Annotated in this window: 15 protein-coding genes and 3 pseudogenes; 5 read left to right on the top strand and 13 right to left on the bottom strand. The window is 50.5% G+C overall.

The window, feature by feature from the left end:
- Positions 1 to 87: 87 nt before the first annotated feature.
- The 9 genes and pseudogenes from KGA97_RS18500 to KGA97_RS18460 form a co-directional block, all read right to left on the bottom strand.
- The gene (locus KGA97_RS18500) at positions 88 to 315 is read right to left on the bottom strand and encodes a hypothetical protein (protein ID WP_084322761.1); all 228 of its coding nucleotides are present in this window, start codon (positions 313 to 315) and stop codon (positions 88 to 90) included.
- Positions 312 to 1,085: pseudogene (locus tag KGA97_RS18495) on the bottom strand (colicin E3/pyocin S6 family cytotoxin); the annotation flags it as partial. The pseudogene KGA97_RS18495 and the gene KGA97_RS18500, both read right to left, overlap by 4 nt.
- 5 nt (positions 1,086 to 1,090) lie before the next feature.
- A complete protein-coding gene (locus KGA97_RS18490) occupies positions 1,091 to 1,342 on the bottom strand; it encodes a pyocin S6 family toxin immunity protein (protein ID WP_223481245.1) in 252 nt (83 codons plus the stop codon).
- 83 nt (positions 1,343 to 1,425) lie between these two features.
- Positions 1,426 to 1,656 (bottom strand): hypothetical protein, encoded by a 231-nt coding sequence (locus KGA97_RS18485; protein ID WP_223481244.1) that lies wholly within the window; start codon positions 1,654 to 1,656, stop codon positions 1,426 to 1,428.
- A complete protein-coding gene (locus tag KGA97_RS18480; RefSeq protein ID WP_223481243.1) occupies positions 1,653 to 2,837 on the bottom strand; it encodes a colicin E3/pyocin S6 family cytotoxin in 1,185 nt (394 codons plus the stop codon). The genes KGA97_RS18485 and KGA97_RS18480 overlap by 4 nt, the downstream gene beginning before the upstream one ends.
- Positions 2,838 to 3,027: 190 nt before the next feature.
- A pseudogene (locus KGA97_RS18475) lies at positions 3,028 to 3,141 on the bottom strand (HNH endonuclease); the annotation flags it as partial.
- 135 nt (positions 3,142 to 3,276) lie between these two features.
- Positions 3,277 to 3,786, bottom strand: coding sequence for a Bro-N domain-containing protein (locus KGA97_RS18470; protein ID WP_223481242.1), 510 nt, complete (start codon positions 3,784 to 3,786; stop codon positions 3,277 to 3,279).
- 387 nt (positions 3,787 to 4,173) lie between these two features.
- Positions 4,174 to 4,593 carry a very short patch repair endonuclease gene (locus KGA97_RS18465; protein WP_223481241.1) on the bottom strand — a complete coding sequence of 140 codons (420 nt, stop codon included), beginning with the start codon at positions 4,591 to 4,593 and terminating at the stop codon, positions 4,174 to 4,176.
- Positions 4,594 to 5,781, bottom strand: a complete 1,188-nt coding sequence (locus KGA97_RS18460; protein ID WP_223481240.1) for a restriction endonuclease — start codon at positions 5,779 to 5,781, stop codon at positions 4,594 to 4,596. It lies immediately after the preceding gene.
- 80 nt (positions 5,782 to 5,861) lie between these two features.
- Between KGA97_RS18460 and KGA97_RS18455 the strand changes: the two genes are divergently transcribed.
- Genes KGA97_RS18455 through KGA97_RS18445 form a run of 3 tightly spaced genes read left to right on the top strand, consistent with a single transcriptional unit; the run spans position 5,862 to position 10,218 of the window.
- Positions 5,862 to 6,845, top strand: coding sequence for a DNA cytosine methyltransferase (locus tag KGA97_RS18455; protein ID WP_223481239.1), 984 nt, complete (start codon positions 5,862 to 5,864; stop codon positions 6,843 to 6,845).
- A gap of 50 nt (positions 6,846 to 6,895) precedes the next feature.
- Entirely contained in the window at positions 6,896 to 9,112 is a 2,217-nt protein-coding gene (locus KGA97_RS18450; protein WP_223481238.1) for an ATP-binding protein, read from the top strand.
- 2 nt (positions 9,113 to 9,114) lie between these two features.
- Entirely contained in the window at positions 9,115 to 10,218 is a 1,104-nt protein-coding gene (locus tag KGA97_RS18445; RefSeq protein ID WP_223481237.1) for a response regulator, read from the top strand.
- A gap of 128 nt (positions 10,219 to 10,346) precedes the next feature.
- Here the strand turns inward: KGA97_RS18445 and KGA97_RS18440 are convergent.
- Positions 10,347 to 11,305, bottom strand: a pseudogene (locus KGA97_RS18440) (ribonucleotide-diphosphate reductase subunit beta).
- A 167-nt stretch (positions 11,306 to 11,472) separates the two neighbouring features.
- Here KGA97_RS18440 and KGA97_RS18435 point away from each other — a divergent pair.
- Positions 11,473 to 13,404, top strand: a complete 1,932-nt coding sequence (locus KGA97_RS18435; protein WP_223481236.1) for a hypothetical protein — start codon at positions 11,473 to 11,475, stop codon at positions 13,402 to 13,404.
- 132 nt (positions 13,405 to 13,536) lie between these two features.
- Here KGA97_RS18435 and KGA97_RS18430 read toward each other — a convergent pair whose 3' ends face one another.
- From KGA97_RS18430 to KGA97_RS18420, 3 genes are all read right to left on the bottom strand, one after another.
- Complete coding sequence (locus tag KGA97_RS18430; RefSeq protein WP_008034875.1) at positions 13,537 to 14,787, bottom strand: ribonucleotide-diphosphate reductase subunit beta; 1,251 nt, start codon at positions 14,785 to 14,787, stop codon at positions 13,537 to 13,539.
- Between the two features lie 516 nt (positions 14,788 to 15,303).
- Positions 15,304 to 15,657, bottom strand: coding sequence for a hypothetical protein (locus tag KGA97_RS18425; RefSeq protein WP_223481235.1), 354 nt, complete (start codon positions 15,655 to 15,657; stop codon positions 15,304 to 15,306).
- A 237-nt stretch (positions 15,658 to 15,894) separates the two neighbouring features.
- Positions 15,895 to 16,158, bottom strand: coding sequence for a DUF2790 domain-containing protein (locus KGA97_RS18420; RefSeq protein WP_008034878.1), 264 nt, complete (start codon positions 16,156 to 16,158; stop codon positions 15,895 to 15,897).
- A 487-nt stretch (positions 16,159 to 16,645) separates the two neighbouring features.
- Here KGA97_RS18420 and acs point away from each other — a divergent pair, with 487 nt between their 5' ends.
- Positions 16,646 to 18,601 carry an acetate--CoA ligase gene (gene acs / locus KGA97_RS18410; RefSeq protein WP_008034880.1) on the top strand — a complete coding sequence of 652 codons (1,956 nt, stop codon included), beginning with the start codon at positions 16,646 to 16,648 and terminating at the stop codon, positions 18,599 to 18,601.
- Positions 18,602 to 18,768 lie beyond the last annotated feature (167 nt).

The raw sequence follows: 18,768 nt of genomic DNA, 5'->3' as shown, positions 1-18,768 counted from the left end.
TTTTACACCCAGCGAAGAAAGCGAAAAAAACCGAGCAGGAGACTGTTCGATTTTTTTGTGTGGGATCTCCCTGTCCACTATCACACGTCAATTTTGACTGGTGGTTAAAAAAAGAATGAGATCGGATGGAAACGAAACCGAGCAGGCCTGTTCAATGGCTGTAATTTGCTCCTTCGTCAATTGGTAGTCATACACGTAATCCTCTTGATCCTTCCAGCCCATCAATACCGCGAGCTCCTCGCTTTTGATCGCAAGCACGTTCTCATAAGAAGCAAAGTCGTCTCCCTCATTGATACCCATCACAGTGTGCTTCATGGCTCTACCGGCCTCGTTGGGTCTGCAGGTTTTGTCTGATTGCCTGATGCGTGATCAAACTCGCCCAAGTGTTTTCCGCGTTTGTTGTATTTCTCCACTGCGCCGTGCTGGAAGTCCCATTCGTAAATTGTGCCTTTTTTATCCTTCCAACGAGGACGTAGGCCCCCGCCCTTCATGCGGGTTTTGCCTGGAGCCCATTTTGCATCCGGGAAGGCCGGCAAGGTATGTGGCTTCGGGTAGTAATGATGAGAAATACTGACAACGACATAGACCGGCCTTACACCCGAATCCGCCGGAAACACCAGAATGAAATCCTTGTACTCCGGCGGATAAACCGGGTTCACGATGATGCTGTCAGCCGCTTTCGTTGGCGGGTAAACCCAGATATGCGGCGCTTGCGGGGCAGCCTCCAGCGCCGGAATGCCCAGGATGTCGGAGCCATCCACGGCCGGCGTCCAGATCAGTTCAATGCCGTCACCCAGGTCAGCCACCTGCTGGCTGCCACGCAGTGTGAACTGCACGACATCAACCATTTCCCAATCGCGATTTTTGCCGGTGTAAAAACCATATCCCTTGAGGCTGCCGTCAGTCTGTTGCTCGACCCGCAGGCGAACGCGGGTACGGGCCTGTTTGAGCGCACGGAGTTGGTCGTCGGTGTAAAGCGAGCTGTCGCCCAGACTCGATGGTGTGAACAGTGCAACAAGGCCAACAAACTTTGCTGTTACGGCGCTCGCCGCGACCACGGGAGCGGCAGCGAATGCCGTGCCGGATTTGTCTAGGTGCCTGCGCGTGCTCCGATGAAGTATTCCAGACCTTCTGGGAAATCAATTTTGAGTAAATCTGCAACCTGCCCGACCTGATCCTCAGTGAGTTGCAGTTCACCGGGCTCTAATTCTTCGAGGTTTTTTGACTCAGTCAGTTGAGCCAGAAGCTGGTTGAGCTCGTAGTCTTTAACAGCCAGTTCGAACTGCAATGTATCGTCCTGCTTCTCATCGGGGTAAAAGCCGGTGATGGAAAGATAGCGCATGTTTTTTCTTTCTAGGGTCACTTGGGGGGCTTCCTACCTGGCTAACTCAGTGGAGGTGCCAAATTGGTTTCCCACTCATATATTCAAGCGTTGCAGCTAAGTTGAAATAGGTAGGCTGCGTCATACACTTTTTTTCCCAGCAAAGCCTCCAAGGCTCCAAGCTGCTCGTCCGTAAGGTCGTATCCTTCCCATCCTTGCTGCTCAGCAGTCCAACCCATAATGTTTTTAATTTCCTGATCGCACCCAGTCGGTAGCTCCACTTCGAATGCCAGCAGTTCGTTATGTTTGTGAAAGGCTTCGATTACATAAATCATGGTTCCACGCTCCTGGAGCTGTCTGCAGGTTTGGTTTGCTTGCCGGTAGTCGGATCATATTCTCCGAGATGGCGGCCGCGTTTGTCGTACATCTCCACAGTGCTGTGCTGCGAGTCCCATTCAAAAATTGTCCCTTTTGACGTTTTCCATCGTTTTCGAAGGCCACCGCCGCCTTTTAGCGGGGTCTTACGTTTCGCCCTCGTTGCATCGGGAAAGGCAATTAGCCCCTTCGGTGCGGGATGGTAATTGTGGTCAGCAACACTCACCACAACATAAACCGGCCTAATCCCCGAATCCGCCGGAAACACAAGAATGAAATCCTTGTACTCCGGCGGATAAACCGGGTTCACGATGATGCTGTCAGCCGCTTTCGTTGGCGGGTAAACCCAGATATGCGGCGCTTGCGGGGCAGCCTCCAGCGCCGGAATGCCCAGGATGTCGGAACCATCCACGGCCGGCGTCCAGATCAGTTCAATGCCGTCACCCAGGTCAGCCACCTGCTGGCTGCCACGCAATGTGAACTGCGCGACATCAACCATTCCCCAATCGCGATTTTTGCCGGTGTAGAAACCATATCCCTTGAGGCTGCCGTCAGTCTGTTGCTCGACCCGCAGGCGAACGCGGGTACGGGCCTGTTTGAGCGCACGGAGTTGGTCGTCGGTGTAAAGCGAGCTGTCGCCCAGACTCGATGGTGTGAATAGCGCAACAAGGCCAACTAGCGTTGCTGTTACGGCGCTCGCCGCAACCACAGGAGCAGCGGCGAATGCCGAGCCGGCCAAGGCGAGAGAACCCAGCCCAGCGGGAATCGCAGTGCCACTGATCTTCTTCAGTGGCACCGCGCCTGATTCGTCCGCTTCGCGAGCACCCAGCAGAATCAGGTCACCGTAGTCTTTCAGGCTATCGGTCGGCACCATCCCTGAGGGATTCGAGTAATCGATGATGGCGTCCGGCAGCTTGCAGGACTTGGCGAAGACACATCCAGCTTGAGTGGGCCGTTGCTTTTCCGCGATGACCTGACGGCTGCGTTCGAAGGCGTCTTGCCTGGCCAGCATGGCCTCATAGGCTTTTTGTCTGGCGTCCCGCTCGGCCAATTCGGTGGCGGTCATGTAGCGGTAGGTGACGTGATGCCCATCACCGGAGGGTGGATTCTTAACCCGCGGAATGTCTTTGTTGCCAGCCACTGATCATCCTTTCGTTCGTCCATCGGCAGCCCCGTAAAGGGGCTGCGCGACGTTAACGAACGTGGCTAATCGTGGCTGTAGGACGAGTCTTGGATGACTCTAAGCGTTTTCTCTTTTTATCTGAACGGCAGCGCTATCCTTGCGACTCGCTGCCTTCGTGCTCATGTGCGATGAAATTTTCCAGGCCCAATCACTCAAACTTCAACCGCTCCACCTTCTTAAACAGTGAAGCAGTGAACTCATCCCGATCACTCGAATGGTGACAACGTCGATGGCAATTCGGGCACAGCGCCACGGTGTTGCTCGCACCGGGAGCAGACCCAGCAGCAAATTCCCTTGTGGGAGCGAGCTTGCTCGCGAAGGCGTTATTAAATACACCACCCAAAAAAATCCGCTGCCTGAAATTCAAGCAGCGGATTTTTTTTACGGCAATGAACAATCAGAACCCTCGCAACACCCGTGACGCCTTACGCCACCACGAACCGCGCTGATTGAATGGATCATCTGCCAATACGCAAGGCATGTCCCGCAACCGAATCCACGGTTCATCCTGCCAGTGCAACATGCAGAGCGACATCTTGGGCCAGTCCAGAACACTCAACGTTGGCCGTTCAACTGACCGCGATGGACGCGCATCGCGTAACGCCGGAATAACCTGGTGAGTCAGCCATTCCCTCAGGAGCCGGTACTCCGGGCAATAGTGATAAACCAGCAACGCATAAACGCCGGACTCGCTGATCATCAGTCGTTCTTCGGCTATACCTTGAGCCTCCACGAACATCATCCGCCGCTGATCTGCGTCCAGCTTGCGTGACATGCGTTCGTTGAGATGTTTGCCCATTAATCGTCCCAGGTCGTGAGCACAGAACCACACCTGGTTCTCCACCAGAAGGGCGCGAAGGCAGGTACCGTGACGAAGGAAGAGGGTTGAAACGAGCGGTTCAGACATGGCGAACCTCCTGAAACGGAAGCGCGCGATTGGACACACGGATACGGCAAGTCACCTTCATCGTGAAGGTCGGAATGTCAGGCATTTCCTTTACCTCTGGCTGCTTTCTTAGGGCATTCGTTATGGGTGTCGGGAGCTAAGAAACCCACCAGAGACGGGCCGGACATATTCCCCTTTCGGGTCTTGTATTCGCCCACTCCCGACATAACGGAATTTTTCGCAGACGTAGAGAAACCGCAGACGAAAAAAAGCCGCATGACTGTCGGGTGCGGAGGACCGCTCTGGTTAAGGCGTTTCTTAGGCGCCGAATCGAAAGCCTAGGGGGTCAAAGCAATACGGTCAACCCAATAAAATCGATTATCGAATTTGAGTCAGAAGCTTGTAGGCCTAAGCATCCGAACCGAGGGTAATGCGGATTTCGTTGCGTAAGAATTCTCTGTCTTTCGTGTGGCATTCCCAAATAATCGCCACTCTCCACCCGAGGGCTTGCAGCGCTTGTTGAGCCGCCAGATCCCTTTCTACATTTCTCGCGAGTTTAGGAAGCCAAAAATCGAGTCTGCTCTTCGGTGTATACGCATATTTGCATCCAGGATGCCGGTGCCAAAAGCATCCATGCACGAATATGCACAACCGGTGCCTGGGAAACACCAAATCAGGTGTCCCCGGCAGATCCTTTCTATGCAGACGATAGCGAAGCCCCATCTCATGACACACCGATCGTACGAGCATTTCAGGCTTCGTGTTTTTGCTCTTGATCATCGACATGATCTTGGAACGGTGTTCTGGGGTGACTACGTCTGCGCTCATTCAGACCTCGCTCAAAGGGAAGCTCGTCTCCAGCCAGTTCAGGACGGCGCTACTGTCTTGTAACCCTGTCTCACGAAGAAGCTCAACGATGTCCTTTCCGGCGAGAATCATCACTGGGTGGCCATCTTCAACAATCTCTTTATAGGCTTGGTCGTGAAGCCATGATGTTGTGATTATCACCCCAAACTGTCGATGTCGCAGACGAGAGATCAACCTCGAAACTTCCCGCACACCTACAGAGTTACTAATGCCATAACATTTGGCCTCGATTGCGAAATCCACAAGGACAGAAGTTTCAGACCTCCCGATTCGGAGCTTGCCAATTCCATCACGACCGCCATCCCGATAGCGTCTCGTAAGATCAAGTTCAACCGTGTCAGGCAGGCATACCCTCACCAGATGAGCAGCACAGGCCTCAAATGCATAAGGATCCGACGCAAAGTGTTTGTGCAGAATGGCAAGCATCTTGAGGTCCTCTTTCGAGGATGGAAGCTGATCCTTTTTGGACCGAATGGGTTGTGAGCGCTTGGCTATGAGTGGGGTGTACTGACCCGATTTAACCCACTTCTGCCACTCTACTGGTGCATGCACGCTATCACTTGCTCGTGTGCCATTGATGATGTCAGACAGCCACGCTCTGGGTATTTCTGGCAAATCGAGGATGGTGAACGTGGCCCTGTAATTCTGAAAACGTTGCCCTTTGCTCGCGTGCCAAACCGCTACTAAATCATCGTTGTGAGTGCTTCCAATCCGACCGGGTACCGCAAGCCCTCTGAAAATCACATCCCGATAGATTCCGGCCTTGGTGAAAACAAAAATTGGGGGGATGTCGGCCCTTGAACCGGAATGCTGGCGCTCAAAAATTAGCTCCAAAAGGTTGTTGCCATACCGGTTGGTTTCGTCCAATTTACGCCCGGGCTTCTTGTTATCACCGTAATAGGTAAATACGCCCGTAGAGAGGTCCAGTTCATCGGGCCAATCAAGATCCTCCATGCTCGATAACAGAGCAATCAACCGTGGATCATTACGCTTTCCTCTGATTCTGAAGCCTCCTTGGTTGCTGAGGTTGAGCAGTCTTGTCAGAGGATCGTCGCTGGAGTTGCCATTTCGGCTCCCAGAATAGCGAGCGTCAATCATCAAATCTGAGCTTGACAGCTCGTCAACAGAGTAAACCAGGTTGTCGGTCATTGTAGTGTCCTAGTGCCATCAGTGTTTAATGGTGCCGGGAACCTGGTAACCTGGCTAGAAGATAAATTAAAGGCTTTGAAATGGATCAGATTCGTACGTTTGACATGTTCTGTGGCGCAGGAGGCAGCAGCCTCGGGGCGCGGGAGGGCGGTGCCAAAATCGTTGGTGGTGTTGATCTGTGGGGACCAGCAGTTGATTCCTTCAGCCTGAATTTTCCAGAGGCTCATGTCTTTCAGAAAGACCTTCGAATCTTGACACCCGAGGACGTGTTGGCAAAAACGGGTCCGATCGATCTTCTAATTTCATCACCTGAGTGCACGCATCACACATGTGCTAGGGGAAGCAAACCACGATCTGAAGAAAGCAAGGACACTGCTTTTCAAGTAATCAGATATGCGGAGGTTATGAAGCCTAGGTGGATAACTTTAGAAAATGTTGTCCATATGAAGCCTTGGGGGAGATATCAAGAGTTGATGTCTGAACTCAAACGTTTGAAATATAACGTTAGAGAGCAGGTTATTGATGCGTCATGTTTTGGTGTGGCCCAGCGCCGCCGCAGGTTGTTTATGATTGCTGACCTCCTTGCTGAACCCGAAGAAATTCTTCCAATAAGCACTAGTTTTAAAAGTGTTTGGGATATTTTAGATAAAAGCGGAAAGTACAAAATGACCGCTCTCAGGGCTCCCAAAAGAGCTAAAGAGACTCTTGCTCGGGCAGATCGGGCAATATCAGAGTTGGGACCTGATAAATCATTTTTAATTGTGTATTACGGAACGGATGGCGGTGGTGGTTGGCAGAGAATGGAAGCACCGCTGAGGACTATTACTACTGTGGATCGCTTTGCTTTTGTAACGCCAACATCCAATGGTCATATGATGCGTATGTTGCAGCCTGATGAGTTAAGGAAGGCAATGGGGTTTCCAGAGGATTATATGTTTCCGGCGGTAACTCGTCGTGAAAAAGTTAAGCTCATGGGAAATGCCGTTTGTTCTCCAGTCATGCAATCAATAGTTGCTTCGCTGGTTAAAAATTCTACAAGGCAAGGTGTTAACAAAGCTGCTTAGAGTTTGTTGTTTGTTGTTGACATGCTTATATCCAACTAGGAGGGATTGTTGTGATCGAAAATAACGGTGTGTCAAGATTCAGGCCTCGTGCTCGCATAATGCGTACGCTAGGGGAAGAGCTCATAAGTAGTGATAGTGTTGCATTAATTGAATTGGTAAAAAATGCTTATGATGCAGATGCGTCAGAAGTATATATAAAATTTACAGGTCCATTGGATTTAGGTTTTGGAGAGATAGAAGTTATCGATAATGGCAAAGGTATGTCATTAGATGTGGTGCGCCAAGCCTGGATGGAGCCTGCCACTCCGAGTAAGGTAAAAGAAAGTAAAACGACAAGCGGTCGGCGGGTGCTTGGTGAGAAGGGAATTGGTCGTTTTGCGACATCTCGTTTAGCTTCCACATTACAACTTATAAGTCGTAAGAAAAATGCTCCTCAAGAAGTATTTGCTTTTTTTGATTGGCGGCAGTTTGATGATGATGAGAAGTACTTGGATGAAGTTGTAATTCCGATTCAATCCAGAGAGCCTGAAAGCATAGTTGAGGGCGGTGAAATAGATTTTGTGTCTCTGAACGAAAGTGTTCAAGAAGATAAGTCGGTGTCATACCAGGGCACAGTTCTCCGTATGGCTAACCTAAAAAGCAAATGGAATGCTACCGGTTTTGAAGAAGTTCAAAGAGGTTTGTCTAGGCTTGTCTCTCCTTTTGCTGAATACTCAAGATTTAAAATTAATATTGAGGCGCCCGCAGGCTTTGAGCATTATACGTCGGAAATAAGGCCTCCTGATGTAATTAAATATCCGCACTATAATGTCACAGGCACTGTTTATAAAGATGGGAGATATAGTCTGCGCTATGAGGCCCTTGCTACAGGATTGGTAGAAACTTTCGAGGGTGCTTTTGTTGTTCATCCGAAAGCCGGGTGGGTTATGAAAGAGGGTGGAGAGTTACTTGTTAGGGATGAAAACTATCGCGCTCCTGAATGTGGTTCCTTGGCAATACAGCTAAGAGTTTGGGACCGTGATGAATTGGGTAATGTGCAGCAGAAGTTAGGTGGGACAATATCAAGTGTAAGGAAGGATTTGGATAATTTCGCAGGAATAAACATCTATCGAGATGGCTTTCGAGTTATGCCATATGGTGAGCCGAAGAATGATTGGTTGCGCCTAGATTTGCGTCGGGTTCAGAAGCCAGCGTATAGGCTTTCTAATAATCAGATAGTTGGTTACATTTCCATCACCGCTGACGGTAATAAGAATTTAAAAGATCAGTCCAATAGAGAGGGACTTCGTGAAGGTGCTGCTTACACTGATCTTCACGAGATTATGATATGCGTTTTATCGAGGATGGAGGAGTTTCGGCATCGCGTTCGTAAGAAAAGCGATCCAAAAATTAAGGACCCTCAAGTCGGTCGCCAAGGGGGATTATTTGATCTCCCAAATTTACATGGCATTCGTGAGCACTTATCTAAGCAGCACCCTTTAGACTCTCATGCAAAAGATCTGGTCGATAATATTGAGACAGAGCTTGTTGGGCGAATGGAGAGTATTAAAGCGGTCGTTGCGAGGTATAGCGGATTAGCAACACTAGGGAAGTTGGTAGATGCAGTGTTGCACGAGGGGCGTCAGCCTTTGTCTGTGATAACAACCCAGTCAGCTCTGGGGCAAGAGGACTTGGAAGATTATGGTCACAGTGAAGTGCCGAAAATTAGGAGCCTAAGCGGCAGACTAGTGAAGATAAAAGGACAAGCTGGAGCGTTGAGTCTAATATTTAAACGAATTGAGCCTTTTGGTGGTAGACGAGGTGGGCGACCATCTAAGCTTTATATCGAAAAAATTATTCAGGATGCATTTGATATATTTGAGACCCAGCTTTTCGATGCCTCTATATCTTATGATTTTTCCAATACTGAAACTCTCGTTTCAGTAGATCCGTACGAGTTGCAGCAGGTATTCGTAAATCTTATTGAGAATAGTATCTATTGGCTCCATCTCGTTCCTGAAAATGAGCGAAGTATTCTTGTGCGGGTTGGTCGCACTGCTGAAGGTTACGTAGAGATAATATTTTCTGATAGTGGCCCAGGAGTCCCGGAAGCGGAGCGTGAGTCTATATTTGATGCTTATTACTCAACTCGTGATTCTGGTGCGGGTCTTGGTCTGTCTATAGTCGGTGAGATAGTCTCTAATTATTACGATGGTGCTTTGGAGTTGCTGGAAGGTGGTGAGCTTTCAGGTGCTTCATTTAGAATTTTACTTCGGAAGAGGGTTTGAGTGTGAAATGGACTTTTCTTGTAGTTGACGATGAAGAAATTATCGCCAATCAAACTGTTGAAACTCTTTCGGGTATAAGGACTCTTGGTCCTGATGACGAGATTGCTTGTGATTTTATTCTAAATTTCGAAGATGCGAAGTCACATGCTCTAAAGGTTAAGTATGATTTAGTTGTTTTGGATTTAAAAGACGATGCTCGAGATGTAGAGGGGGCTGATTATAAAGGGCAAGAGGTGCTTGAGTTTCTGCGTCAAACTCATTTTGTTCCCGTTATTTTTTATACGGGACATCCCCATAAGGTAAAGCACCTTGAAAGCCCTATGGTGAGAGTCGTAGCTAAGGGAGATGATGATGTCAAGTTGCTTAGAACTGCGGTTGTTGAGGTTTTTGAAACGCGCCTGCCTCATCTAATAAAGCACATCCAAGACCAGCAGCGAGAGTACCTCTGGGGGCATATTGATGAGTTTTGGAGATCTGGCAATGATGCGTTTCGTAAGGAGGAACTTGCCTTTCTGCTTGCGCGCAGATTGGGGAACGTTTTAGCTGGTGATTCCATACGTAGATTTTTGCGAGGCAATGACGCAAATCCCGATATCGTCCATCCTGTTGAGATGTATATGTGGCCATCTATTGGTGATGACATCCAAACTGGTGATATCATCACTTGGCAAGATGCGCACTTTGTGGTCATGAACCCCGCGTGTGATTTCGCTCAAGGTAAAATAGAATTTGTTGTATTGGTTCGTTGTTTGCCTCTGGAGGATTCGCAGGAATATGCTAAGAGTAAGTTAGCGAAATCTCAAGGTGCGACTGAACTTAGGCATCTGACCGCTTTGGTAAGGGATCGTCGAGAAAAAGTCCAACCTGAGAGATTTAAGTATTTACCGGGTACGTGCTTTATCCCGGATTTGGTGGCTGATTTTCAAATGATCTCAACTGTATCATTAGAAGAGTTGTCAGCTTCGGCTAAAAGGGTTGCAACTTTAGATACGCCTTTTGCTGAAGGTTTGGTAAGCGGTTTCTCTAGATATTATGGAAGAATTGGTGTCCCGAACTTGGATTCGAAAGAACTTGCGGTGATGATTTTTGAGGGTATTAAGATTTAGTTGTTGGGTTGCTTTAGGCAACAATGACCGAGATGCGCCAGACGTTGTTGCTGTTTTACCTTCAAGCATTCTGTACAAAAAAGTCGCCGACCGGCGACTTTTTCAGCATTATGTTTTCTCTCTAGCGATCAATCCCAGTTCAACGCCCCACCAGTCTGATACTCAATAACCCGCGTCTCAAAGAAGTTCTTCTCTTTCTTCTGTCCATAATCTCGCTCATCCAAGGGGACGGGTTAGTCGTCCCTGGATACTCTTCCTTCAAACCGATCTGCGACAGGTGACGGTTAGCGATGAACTTCAGATAGTCCTCCATCGTCGCCACGTTCATGTCCAACACGCCGCGAGGCATGGTATCCCGAGCGTATTCAATCTCCAGCTGAGTCCCCTGCTGAATCATCTGCGAAGCTTCTTCCTTCATTTCGGCATCCCACAGGTGCGGGTTTTCGATTTTGATCTGGTTGATCGCGTCGATGCCGAAGTTCAGGTGCATGGATTCGAAGTGCAGGATGTATTGGAACTGTTGGGCGACGCCGGTCATTTTGTTGCGGCGGCCCATGGAGAGGATCTGGGTGAAGCCGCGGTAGAAGAAGATGCCTTCCAGAACGCAGTGGTAGGCGATCAGGTTGCGCAGCAATTCTTTGTCGGTTTCGACGGTGCCGGTTTCGAACTTCGGATCGGAGATCGAATGGGTGTATTTCAGGCCCCAGGTGGCTTTTTTCGCGGCCGATGGGATCTCGTGGTACATGTTGAAGATCTCGCCTTCATCCATGACCAACGATTCGATGCACGCTTGGCGCAGGATGTACTGGCGGCATTCCGGGTTGGTGATCAGGCGGTACACGGCCAGGACCAGGTTGTTGGCACAGGGAGTCGGCGGTGGAGAAGAAGCCGAGGTTGCGCATGACGATGAGGCGCTCGTCGTTGGCCAAGGCTTTCGGATATTTTTGCCTGCCCTCGTAGTACTTGAATGGCACGAGTTGGTTGAGGCTGGTGTAGCGGTGATCGTGCGTTTTTCGTCGACGGCGACACGGGGCGGAACGGCTTCGAGTCCGGCGACGTGTAGGAAAGCCAGTGCATCGGCGACCAAATCTTGATTTTATGCTATTCACTAATAGGGATTTTTGTTTCGGCTGCTCTAGCTTGTTTTCATTGGCAATATTCATTAAGGATTCTAGCAAATAGGTGATATACCGTTTATTGAAAAATGTAGGGTTATGGCCTGAAATAGCAGTTATGTTTTGCTAGGTTTTTTATTTGTTTGATAATTTTGGAGGGTGTGTGCATTTTGTTTTTGATGAAAAGATATATAAGTTGGCAAATAATTTTCGGAGGAGGGTAGTTAAAGACAAGGAACTCCTATCATTTGTTAACTCCAGAGAAGAAGTGACCGCTTTTTTTGTGTCGGGGAGGCTGTTCTCTATTTCGAATGATTTGCGTGAAAAGCTTTTAAATAAAGTAATCACAATTGGGGGGAGTGAGGGAGGACTTGAAAACGCGCTTTTTTTTAAATGGGCTATGAGCGTGGCCGAAAAATCATATGCTGATGCCGAGTGTAAGGTTTTTGATGTAGGGAGGGATAAAATTATTGAGTATTTAGAAACAGCAGTTTTGCGTATGGAGGTACATGGAGTAAGTGTTGACGGGAAAATATATCCTGAAAGTGTATTGGTGTCTCAAGCAGGGCATCTGATTTCAACATTGATTTCGGTTTTGTATTTTATATCAAAAAGAGGTGTTGAAAGCGAAGGTGTAGCTGATAAAAAGTTAGATTGCGAGTCTGCCGTCTCTAATTTCTGGAGCGATATGGCGCACTATGACTCTTTAAAAGAGTTTATTCAGGAGGTTGCTCACGGGAATTGTCTTCCCATCGATGTTTCGGCTCTGAGTCCGGTGATTTCGGCGAAGGGTTTGGATAGATTCGTGCGACGAGCTAAATATTATATGGATTGGTATGACCCTAGATGGCGAGATTTAGAGATATATCGAGATCTAAATTATAAGTTCTACAATCTATATGAGGGGGATGCTGGTAGCTTAGAAGATTTAATCCATCGTAGTGGACTCGGGAGGCTCAATAACGGTGTGATGCATTTCGATTTTAGTCGGGGGGCTAATTTTGAATTGGAGTTGAAGAAGTCTTCTGTCATAAAGTTGCTTGAGCTTATGTATAATGTTGATGCTGCATGTACATATAAGGAAAGTGTTTTTACGATAAGAGAGCTGGTTGGATATCTTATTTGTCTATACGTCTACGCATGCGAGCTGGATGGTGTAAATCGAAAGCGTGTTAGCAATGGTGAAGCAGCACAAATAAAAAAATTAAGTTCGGGGCGGGTTTGTAGTGTTTTAGGGATTCCTCCCGAGCAAATAGAATTGCTTGAATTGTTGTCTTGTGATTTGAGTCTTAATGGGCCAAGTGCTGATGTCAGTATTTATTTGATTGGGGGGGAGTATTACATAATACCGTCTCGTATCATGTCTCTTTGTTTTGAAAAAATAGTAGATCGTATAGTTGTTCGTAGTGATGTTGTGTTTTCAGAGGGCGTATTTCTTAATAAAGGCCTTTTTTTTGAAAGCGTCGTCAAAGATCTAGTTGAGAAATCGGGGAGGAAATTTTACAGACTAAATCGCGATATTCGTAAGGGGGCGCCGGAAATAGATGGGGTATTCAATTTGCATGATGGGGTATGGGCGGTTTGTGAAGTGAAATGCAGTGTGAAGCCTGAGTGTCGGCGCGATGCATATCAGTTTGTTGAAAATCATATTTCTGGTGCCTTAGTCCAATTGGATGAGCGTTATGACTATCTTTCACGTGCTAATAATGTGCTTCAAGGGTTCGTGTTTGAAGAGGTTGAGGTTCTGCTTTTAATAATTACTAATCATAATTATTTTACGGGGGTATCTTTGAAAACTCCTAAAGGTCGTGATGTTTTTATTGTTGATTCTCTGTATTTGAACGATGTTATGAATGGCGGGTTCGTTCCTGTTTGGAATTACACTGGCGTCGGGCAGCGGTATGTTAGAACGACCAAAGATGTGAAGGAGGGGGGGGTGATTGAAGCTATTAGAAACCCAGTTGCAAACCTTAAGTCAAAAGAGAATTTAACTTTTCAAATTCAGAAGTCTGGCATTGTGATTCGTATTCATAAGGAGTCGGTTGTGGATGAGCGCTCTTTTTATGATTAGAGTACAAAGTATTTGATGTTTGATTTTATATCTTGTTTTGTATGTGTTGAGATGTGTTAACTGTAATTAATGTCAATTTTTTTAAAAGAAAAAAGCCACCTTTTGGTGGCTTTTTCGTTTAATTAGTAATATTTAATCCCAGCTCAACGCCCCACCAGTCTGATACTCAATAACCCGAGTCTCAAAGAAATTCTTCTCTTTCTTCAAGTCCATAATCTCGCTCATCCAAGGGAACGGATTCGTAGTCCCCGGATACTCTTCCTTCAACCCAATCTGCGACAAACGACGGTTAGCGATGAACTTCAGATAGTCCTCCATCATCGCCGCATTCATGCCCAACACCCCACGAGGCATGGTGTCACGCGCGTATTCAATCTCCAGCTGAGTACCCTGCAGAATCATCTGCGAAGCCTCTTCCTTCATCTCGGCATCCCACAAGTGCGGGTTTTCGATTTTGATCTGGTTGATCACGTCGATGCCGAAGTTCAGGTGCATGGATTCGTCGCGCAGGATGTATTGGAACTGCTCGGCGACGCCGGTCATTTTGTTGCGGCGGCCCATGGAGAGGATCTGGGTGAAGCCGCAGTAGAAGAAGATGCCTTCCAGAACGCAGTAGTAGGCGATCAGGTTGCGCAGCAGTTCTTTGTCGGTTTCGACGGTGCCGGTTTCGAACTTCGGATCGGAGATCGAACGGGTGTATTTCAGGCCCCAGGTGGCTTTTTTCGCGACCGATGGGATCTCGTGGTACATGTTGAAGATCTCGCCTTCATCCATGGCCAGCGATTCGATGCAGTACTGGTAGGCGTGGGTGTGGATCGCTTCTTCGAAAGCCTGGCGCAGGATGTACTGGCGGCATTCCGGGTTGGTGATCAGGCGGTACACGGCCAGGACCAGGTTGTTGGCAACCAGGGAGTCGGCGGTGGAGAAGAAGCCGAGGTTGCGCATGACGATGCGGCGCTCGTCGTCGGTCAGGCCTTCCGGGTCTTTCCAGAGGGCGATGTCGGCGGTCATGTTGACTTCTTGCGGCATCCAGTGGTTTGCGCAACCGTCCAGATACTTTTGCCAGGCCCAGTCGTACTTGAACGGTACGAGTTGGTTGAGGTCGGCGCGGCAGTTGATCATGCGCTTTTCGTCAACGGCGACACGGGCGGAGGCGCCTTCGAGTTCGGCGAGGCCTTCGGCGATGTCGAGGTTGTCGAGGGCAGCCTTGGCGCGAGCGATGGCGGCGGAGTCGGACGCGGTTACAGCGCGAGCTTCTTGAGCGGCAACACCACCGGCGGTGTCGAGGCGGTCCATGTTGGCTTCAGTCGCGTGGCCGGCGTTGGCGCCTTTTACCACGGTCTCGCCGCTGTCTTCTTTGTCGAATTCGTCCCAGCTCAGCATGACGTGTCGTCTCCTGCGTGAGGGCCAGATGCCCGTGTGAAAACTGATTGGTTGGTTTTTCACACGACCTGTCTGGCCGCGTTTGATAGCGTTTTTTGCAGCGGTACACGCAGGCAAATAAACATAATTTTGTACGGGGTTCCGAGAGCCGCTGATGGCGCTGCTGTCGTTGACGACGTCGGCCTGGGCTTCGGACTGGCTGTCATCCCTGTAAGGGAATATTGCAGGCCCGTTTAAGCCGGCATTATAGGGAAATTTTTGCGGCCGTGGTGGGGCGAATCCGCGCATGGAGCGGTCGAGAAGGAGGGTTTTTCGGTCGGAGCGAGGGTTTACAGGGCTTTGGCTGGAGATCGCGGGTGCAGATTTTTTTTCTTAAATTTTGACGTGCTACTTTTTTGTTCAAAAAATAGCCAAAAAATCGGGTTTTTCACTACATGTTGTGTTTTGAGTCGGTTTTCGCTGGCCTCAGACACAACTAAGCCCGACCGAAGTCGGGCTGTCAGTCACGCTCGATGATCAACTCAGGCGAGCGGCACCGACGTGGTCTGCGCCATCGGCGGCGAGTTTGCCTGCACCGACGTGGTCGGCACCATCGGCGGCGAGTTTGCCTGCACCGACATGGTCGGCACCATCGGCAGCGACTTTGGCGGCGCCGGTGTGATCGAAGCCATCGGAAGCGAGTTTGCCTGCGCCGACGTGATCGGCACCATCGGCGGCGACTTTGGCCGAACCGGTGTGGTCGTAGCCGTCAGAAGCGACAGCGGCTTCGGTGGTGAAAGTGGCAGAACCTGTGCGGTCATAGCCGTCGGCGGCGAAGGTGTTGGCGGCCAGTACAGACAGGGTCAGGGCGAGGATCAGTTTGGTTTTCATGGTCGTTGCTCCAGATTCGTTGGCGTTGTGTGCCTTGGTGTGGAATTCATACTACGCCGATGGATTCGATTAAAAAGCGCAAATAAATGCTTAAAGCTATCGTATAAATCGATCTATACGGTTCGGTGCTTTGACTGCCTGGAACATTGCGTCGACTGCTATCGCCAGCAAGCTGGCTCCTACAGGTCGGTGTGATGATCGGGCATTGGGTCGAACCGTTTTGGGGAGTGCGGGTGATCAGCCGTTGGAGCAGCCGTTACCCATGATGCTGTAGCGCAGGATGTGGCGTTGGCCTTTGGAGTCGTCGTATTCCATTTTCATGGGGACAACTTCGCACACATTGGGGATTTCACTCATGGAGACAACTTTGGCGATATCGAGGTGAGTGGAGTAAGTGTATTCCTCGATGACCGGTTGTTGCTGGGCGACATCAGTCGGGACCTCGTCTGCCATGGCGGTTGCGCACAGGCTGGAGAGGGCCAGAACTAATAAAGCTTTCATTTCGGTTTTACCTTTTAGAGGTCGAGTGGGGTCACGCAACCTTTTTGGGGTTGCGTGTGGAACTTGGTTACTGGTGTTTTTGATTAACTGCCTTCGTGGGGGCTGCAACTTGGTTAATCAGGGTTTGCCTTGTTGGCGAGGTGGATTTTAGGCGTGGGGGTGGCATTCATATAGGTGGGGTTTTGATAAACACCTTTGACAGATTTCGTAACAATCACCGGATAACGTTGTTGGGGAATCGATCATTCCTTGTAGGAGCCAGCTTGCTGGCGATAAACCTGAGAGCGCTACGGGGTGTCAGGATTGGCGCGTTATCGTTGGCGACCATCGCCGGCAAGCCGGCTCCTACAGGGTTTAGCGGAGGCATTTCGGGGTTATCACGATAATTTGTAGGGGCTTGTTACTACCATCGTCGAATGGTTCTATAGGCCCGGCCCGGGCTACAACAGGGCCATACAAAAACAACTATTCCACCGAGGTAAGAAAGATGAGTGCGGCTTCTCTGTATCCCGTTCGTCCCGAGGTAGCGGCCAACACGCTGACCGACGAGGCAACCTACAAAGCCATGTACCAGCAGTCGGTCGTCAACCCTGACGGTTTCTGGCGCGAGCAAGCCAAGCGCCTCGACTGGATCAAGCCTTTCACCACGGTGAAGCAGACGTCCTTCGACGATCACCATGTCGACATCAAATGGTTCGCCGATGGCACCCTGAACGTTTCCTACAACTGCCTCGACCGTCATCTGGCCGAGCGCGGCGATCAAGTCGCGATCATTTGGGAAGGGGATGACCCTTCCGAAAGCCGCAACATCACCTACCGCGAGCTGCACGAACAAGTCTGCAAGTTCGCCAACGCCTTGCGCGGCCAGGATGTGCACCGCGGCGACGTGGTGACTATCTATATGCCGATGATTCCCGAAGCCGTGGTCGCCATGCTGGCCTGCACCCGGATCGGCGCGATTCACTCGGTGGTGTTCGGTGGTTTCTCGCCGGAAGCCCTGGCCGGTCGCATCATCGACTGCCGCTCGAAAGTGGTGATCACTGCGGACGAAGGCATTCGTGCCGGCAAGAAAATCCCGCTCAAGTCCAACGTCGATGACGCGCTGACCAACCCGGAAACCAGCAGCATCCAGAAAGTCATCGTGTGCAAGCGCACCGGTGGCGACATCAAGTGGAACCAGCATCGCGACATCTGGTTTGAAGACCTGATGAAAGTGGCGGGCAGTGTCTGCGCGCCGAAAGAGATGGGCGCCGAAGAAGCGCTGTTCATCCTTTACACCTCCGGTTCGACCGGCAAGCCGAAGGGCGTGCAGCACACCACCGGCGGCTACTTGCTGTACGCGGCCATGACCCATGAGCGCGTGTTCGACTACCGCCCGGGCGAAATCTACTGGTGCACCGCCGACGTCGGCTGGGTCACCGGCCACAGCTACATCGTCTACGGCCCGCTGGCCAACGGCGCGACCACGCTGCTGTTCGAAGGCGTGCCGAACTACCCGGACATCACTCGGGTGGCGAAGATCGTCGACAAGCACAAGGTCAACATCCTCTACACCGCGCCGACCGCGATCCGCGCGATGATGGCGTCGGGCAAGGCCGCTGTTGAAGGTGCTGACGGCAGCAGCTTGCGTCTGCTGGGTTCGGTCGGTGAGCCGATCAACCCGGAAGCGTGGGACTGGTACTACAAGAACGTCGGCCAATCCCGTTGCCCGATCGTCGATACCTGGTGGCAGACCGAAACCGGCGGCAACATGATGAGCCCGTTGCCAGGCGCTCACGCACTGAAGCCTGGTTCGGCGGCGCGTCCGTTCTTCGGCGTGGTGCCGGCGCTGGTGGACAACCTGGGCAACATCATCGAAGGCGTCGCCGAGGGCAACCTGGTGATTCTCGATTCGTGGCCAGGCCAGGCGCGCACGCTGTATGGCGACCATGACCGTTTCGTCGACACCTACTTCAAGACCTTCCGCGGCATGTACTTCACCGGTGACGGTGCCCGTCGTGACGAGGACGGTTACTACTGGATCACCGGCCGTGTGGACGACGTGCTCAACGTGTCCGGCCACCGCATGGGTACCGCCGAGATCGAGAGCGCGATGGTGGCGCACCCGAAAGTCGCTGAAGCCGCCGTGGTCGGTGTGCCGCACGACATCAAGGGGCAGGGTATTTATGTCTACGTCACGTTGATCGCTGGTGAAGAGACCAGCGAGCAATTGCGTCTGGAGCTGAAGAACTGGGTGCGTAAAGAGATCGGCCCGATTGCTTCGCCGGATGTAATCCAGTGGGCGCCGGGGTTGCCGAAGACGCGTTCGGGCAAGATCATGCGCCGGATTCTGCGCAAGATTGCGACCGCTGAATATGATGGGTTGGGGGATATTTCGACCCTGGCGGATCCGGGTGTGGTGCAGCATTTGATTGATACGCACAAGACGATGAATGTTGCGTAAGTAGCGTTTGGCGTCATCGAAGCCCTGCCAGGTGATGAGTCTGGTGGGGCTTTTTATTGCCTGAAGGTTTTATGTTGGCTGTTCGGGCCTCTTCGCGGGCAAGCCTCGCTCCTACAGGGGTTGAGGTGTACCTGCATCCTGTAGGAGCGAGGCTTGCCCGCGAAGGC

It is taken from the genome of Pseudomonas sp. BF-B-15 (assembly GCF_019946675.1).
Taxonomy (GTDB): Bacteria; Pseudomonadota; Gammaproteobacteria; order Pseudomonadales; family Pseudomonadaceae; genus Aquipseudomonas; species Aquipseudomonas migulae.
This window is presented reverse-complemented; position numbering and strand designations above follow the sequence as displayed.

Bases quoted from the DNA above. Each gene is read 5' to 3' on its own strand.
- KGA97_RS18500 (WP_084322761.1), bottom strand. From the start codon at position 315: ATGAAGCACACTGTGATGGGTATCAATGAGGGAGACGACTTTGCTTCT.
- KGA97_RS18490 (WP_223481245.1), bottom strand. From the start codon at position 1,342: ATGCGCTATCTTTCCATCACCGGCTTTTACCCCGATGAGAAGCAGGAC.
- KGA97_RS18485 (WP_223481244.1), bottom strand. From the start codon at position 1,656: ATGATTTATGTAATCGAAGCCTTTCACAAACATAACGAACTGCTGGCA.
- KGA97_RS18470 (WP_223481242.1), bottom strand. From the start codon at position 3,786: ATGTCTGAACCGCTCGTTTCAACCCTCTTCCTTCGTCACGGTACCTGC.
- KGA97_RS18465 (WP_223481241.1), bottom strand. From the start codon at position 4,593: ATGAGCGCAGACGTAGTCACCCCAGAACACCGTTCCAAGATCATGTCG.
- KGA97_RS18460 (WP_223481240.1), bottom strand. From the start codon at position 5,781: ATGACCGACAACCTGGTTTACTCTGTTGACGAGCTGTCAAGCTCAGAT.
- KGA97_RS18455 (WP_223481239.1), top strand. From the start codon at position 5,862: ATGGATCAGATTCGTACGTTTGACATGTTCTGTGGCGCAGGAGGCAGC.
- KGA97_RS18430 (WP_008034875.1), bottom strand. From the start codon at position 14,787: ATGCTGAGCTGGGACGAATTCGACAAAGAAGACAGCGGCGAGACCGTG.
- KGA97_RS18425 (WP_223481235.1), bottom strand. From the start codon at position 15,657: ATGAAAACCAAACTGATCCTCGCCCTGACCCTGTCTGTACTGGCCGCC.
- KGA97_RS18420 (WP_008034878.1), bottom strand. From the start codon at position 16,158: ATGAAAGCTTTATTAGTTCTGGCCCTCTCCAGCCTGTGCGCAACCGCC.
- acs (WP_008034880.1), top strand. From the start codon at position 16,646: ATGAGTGCGGCTTCTCTGTATCCCGTTCGTCCCGAGGTAGCGGCCAAC.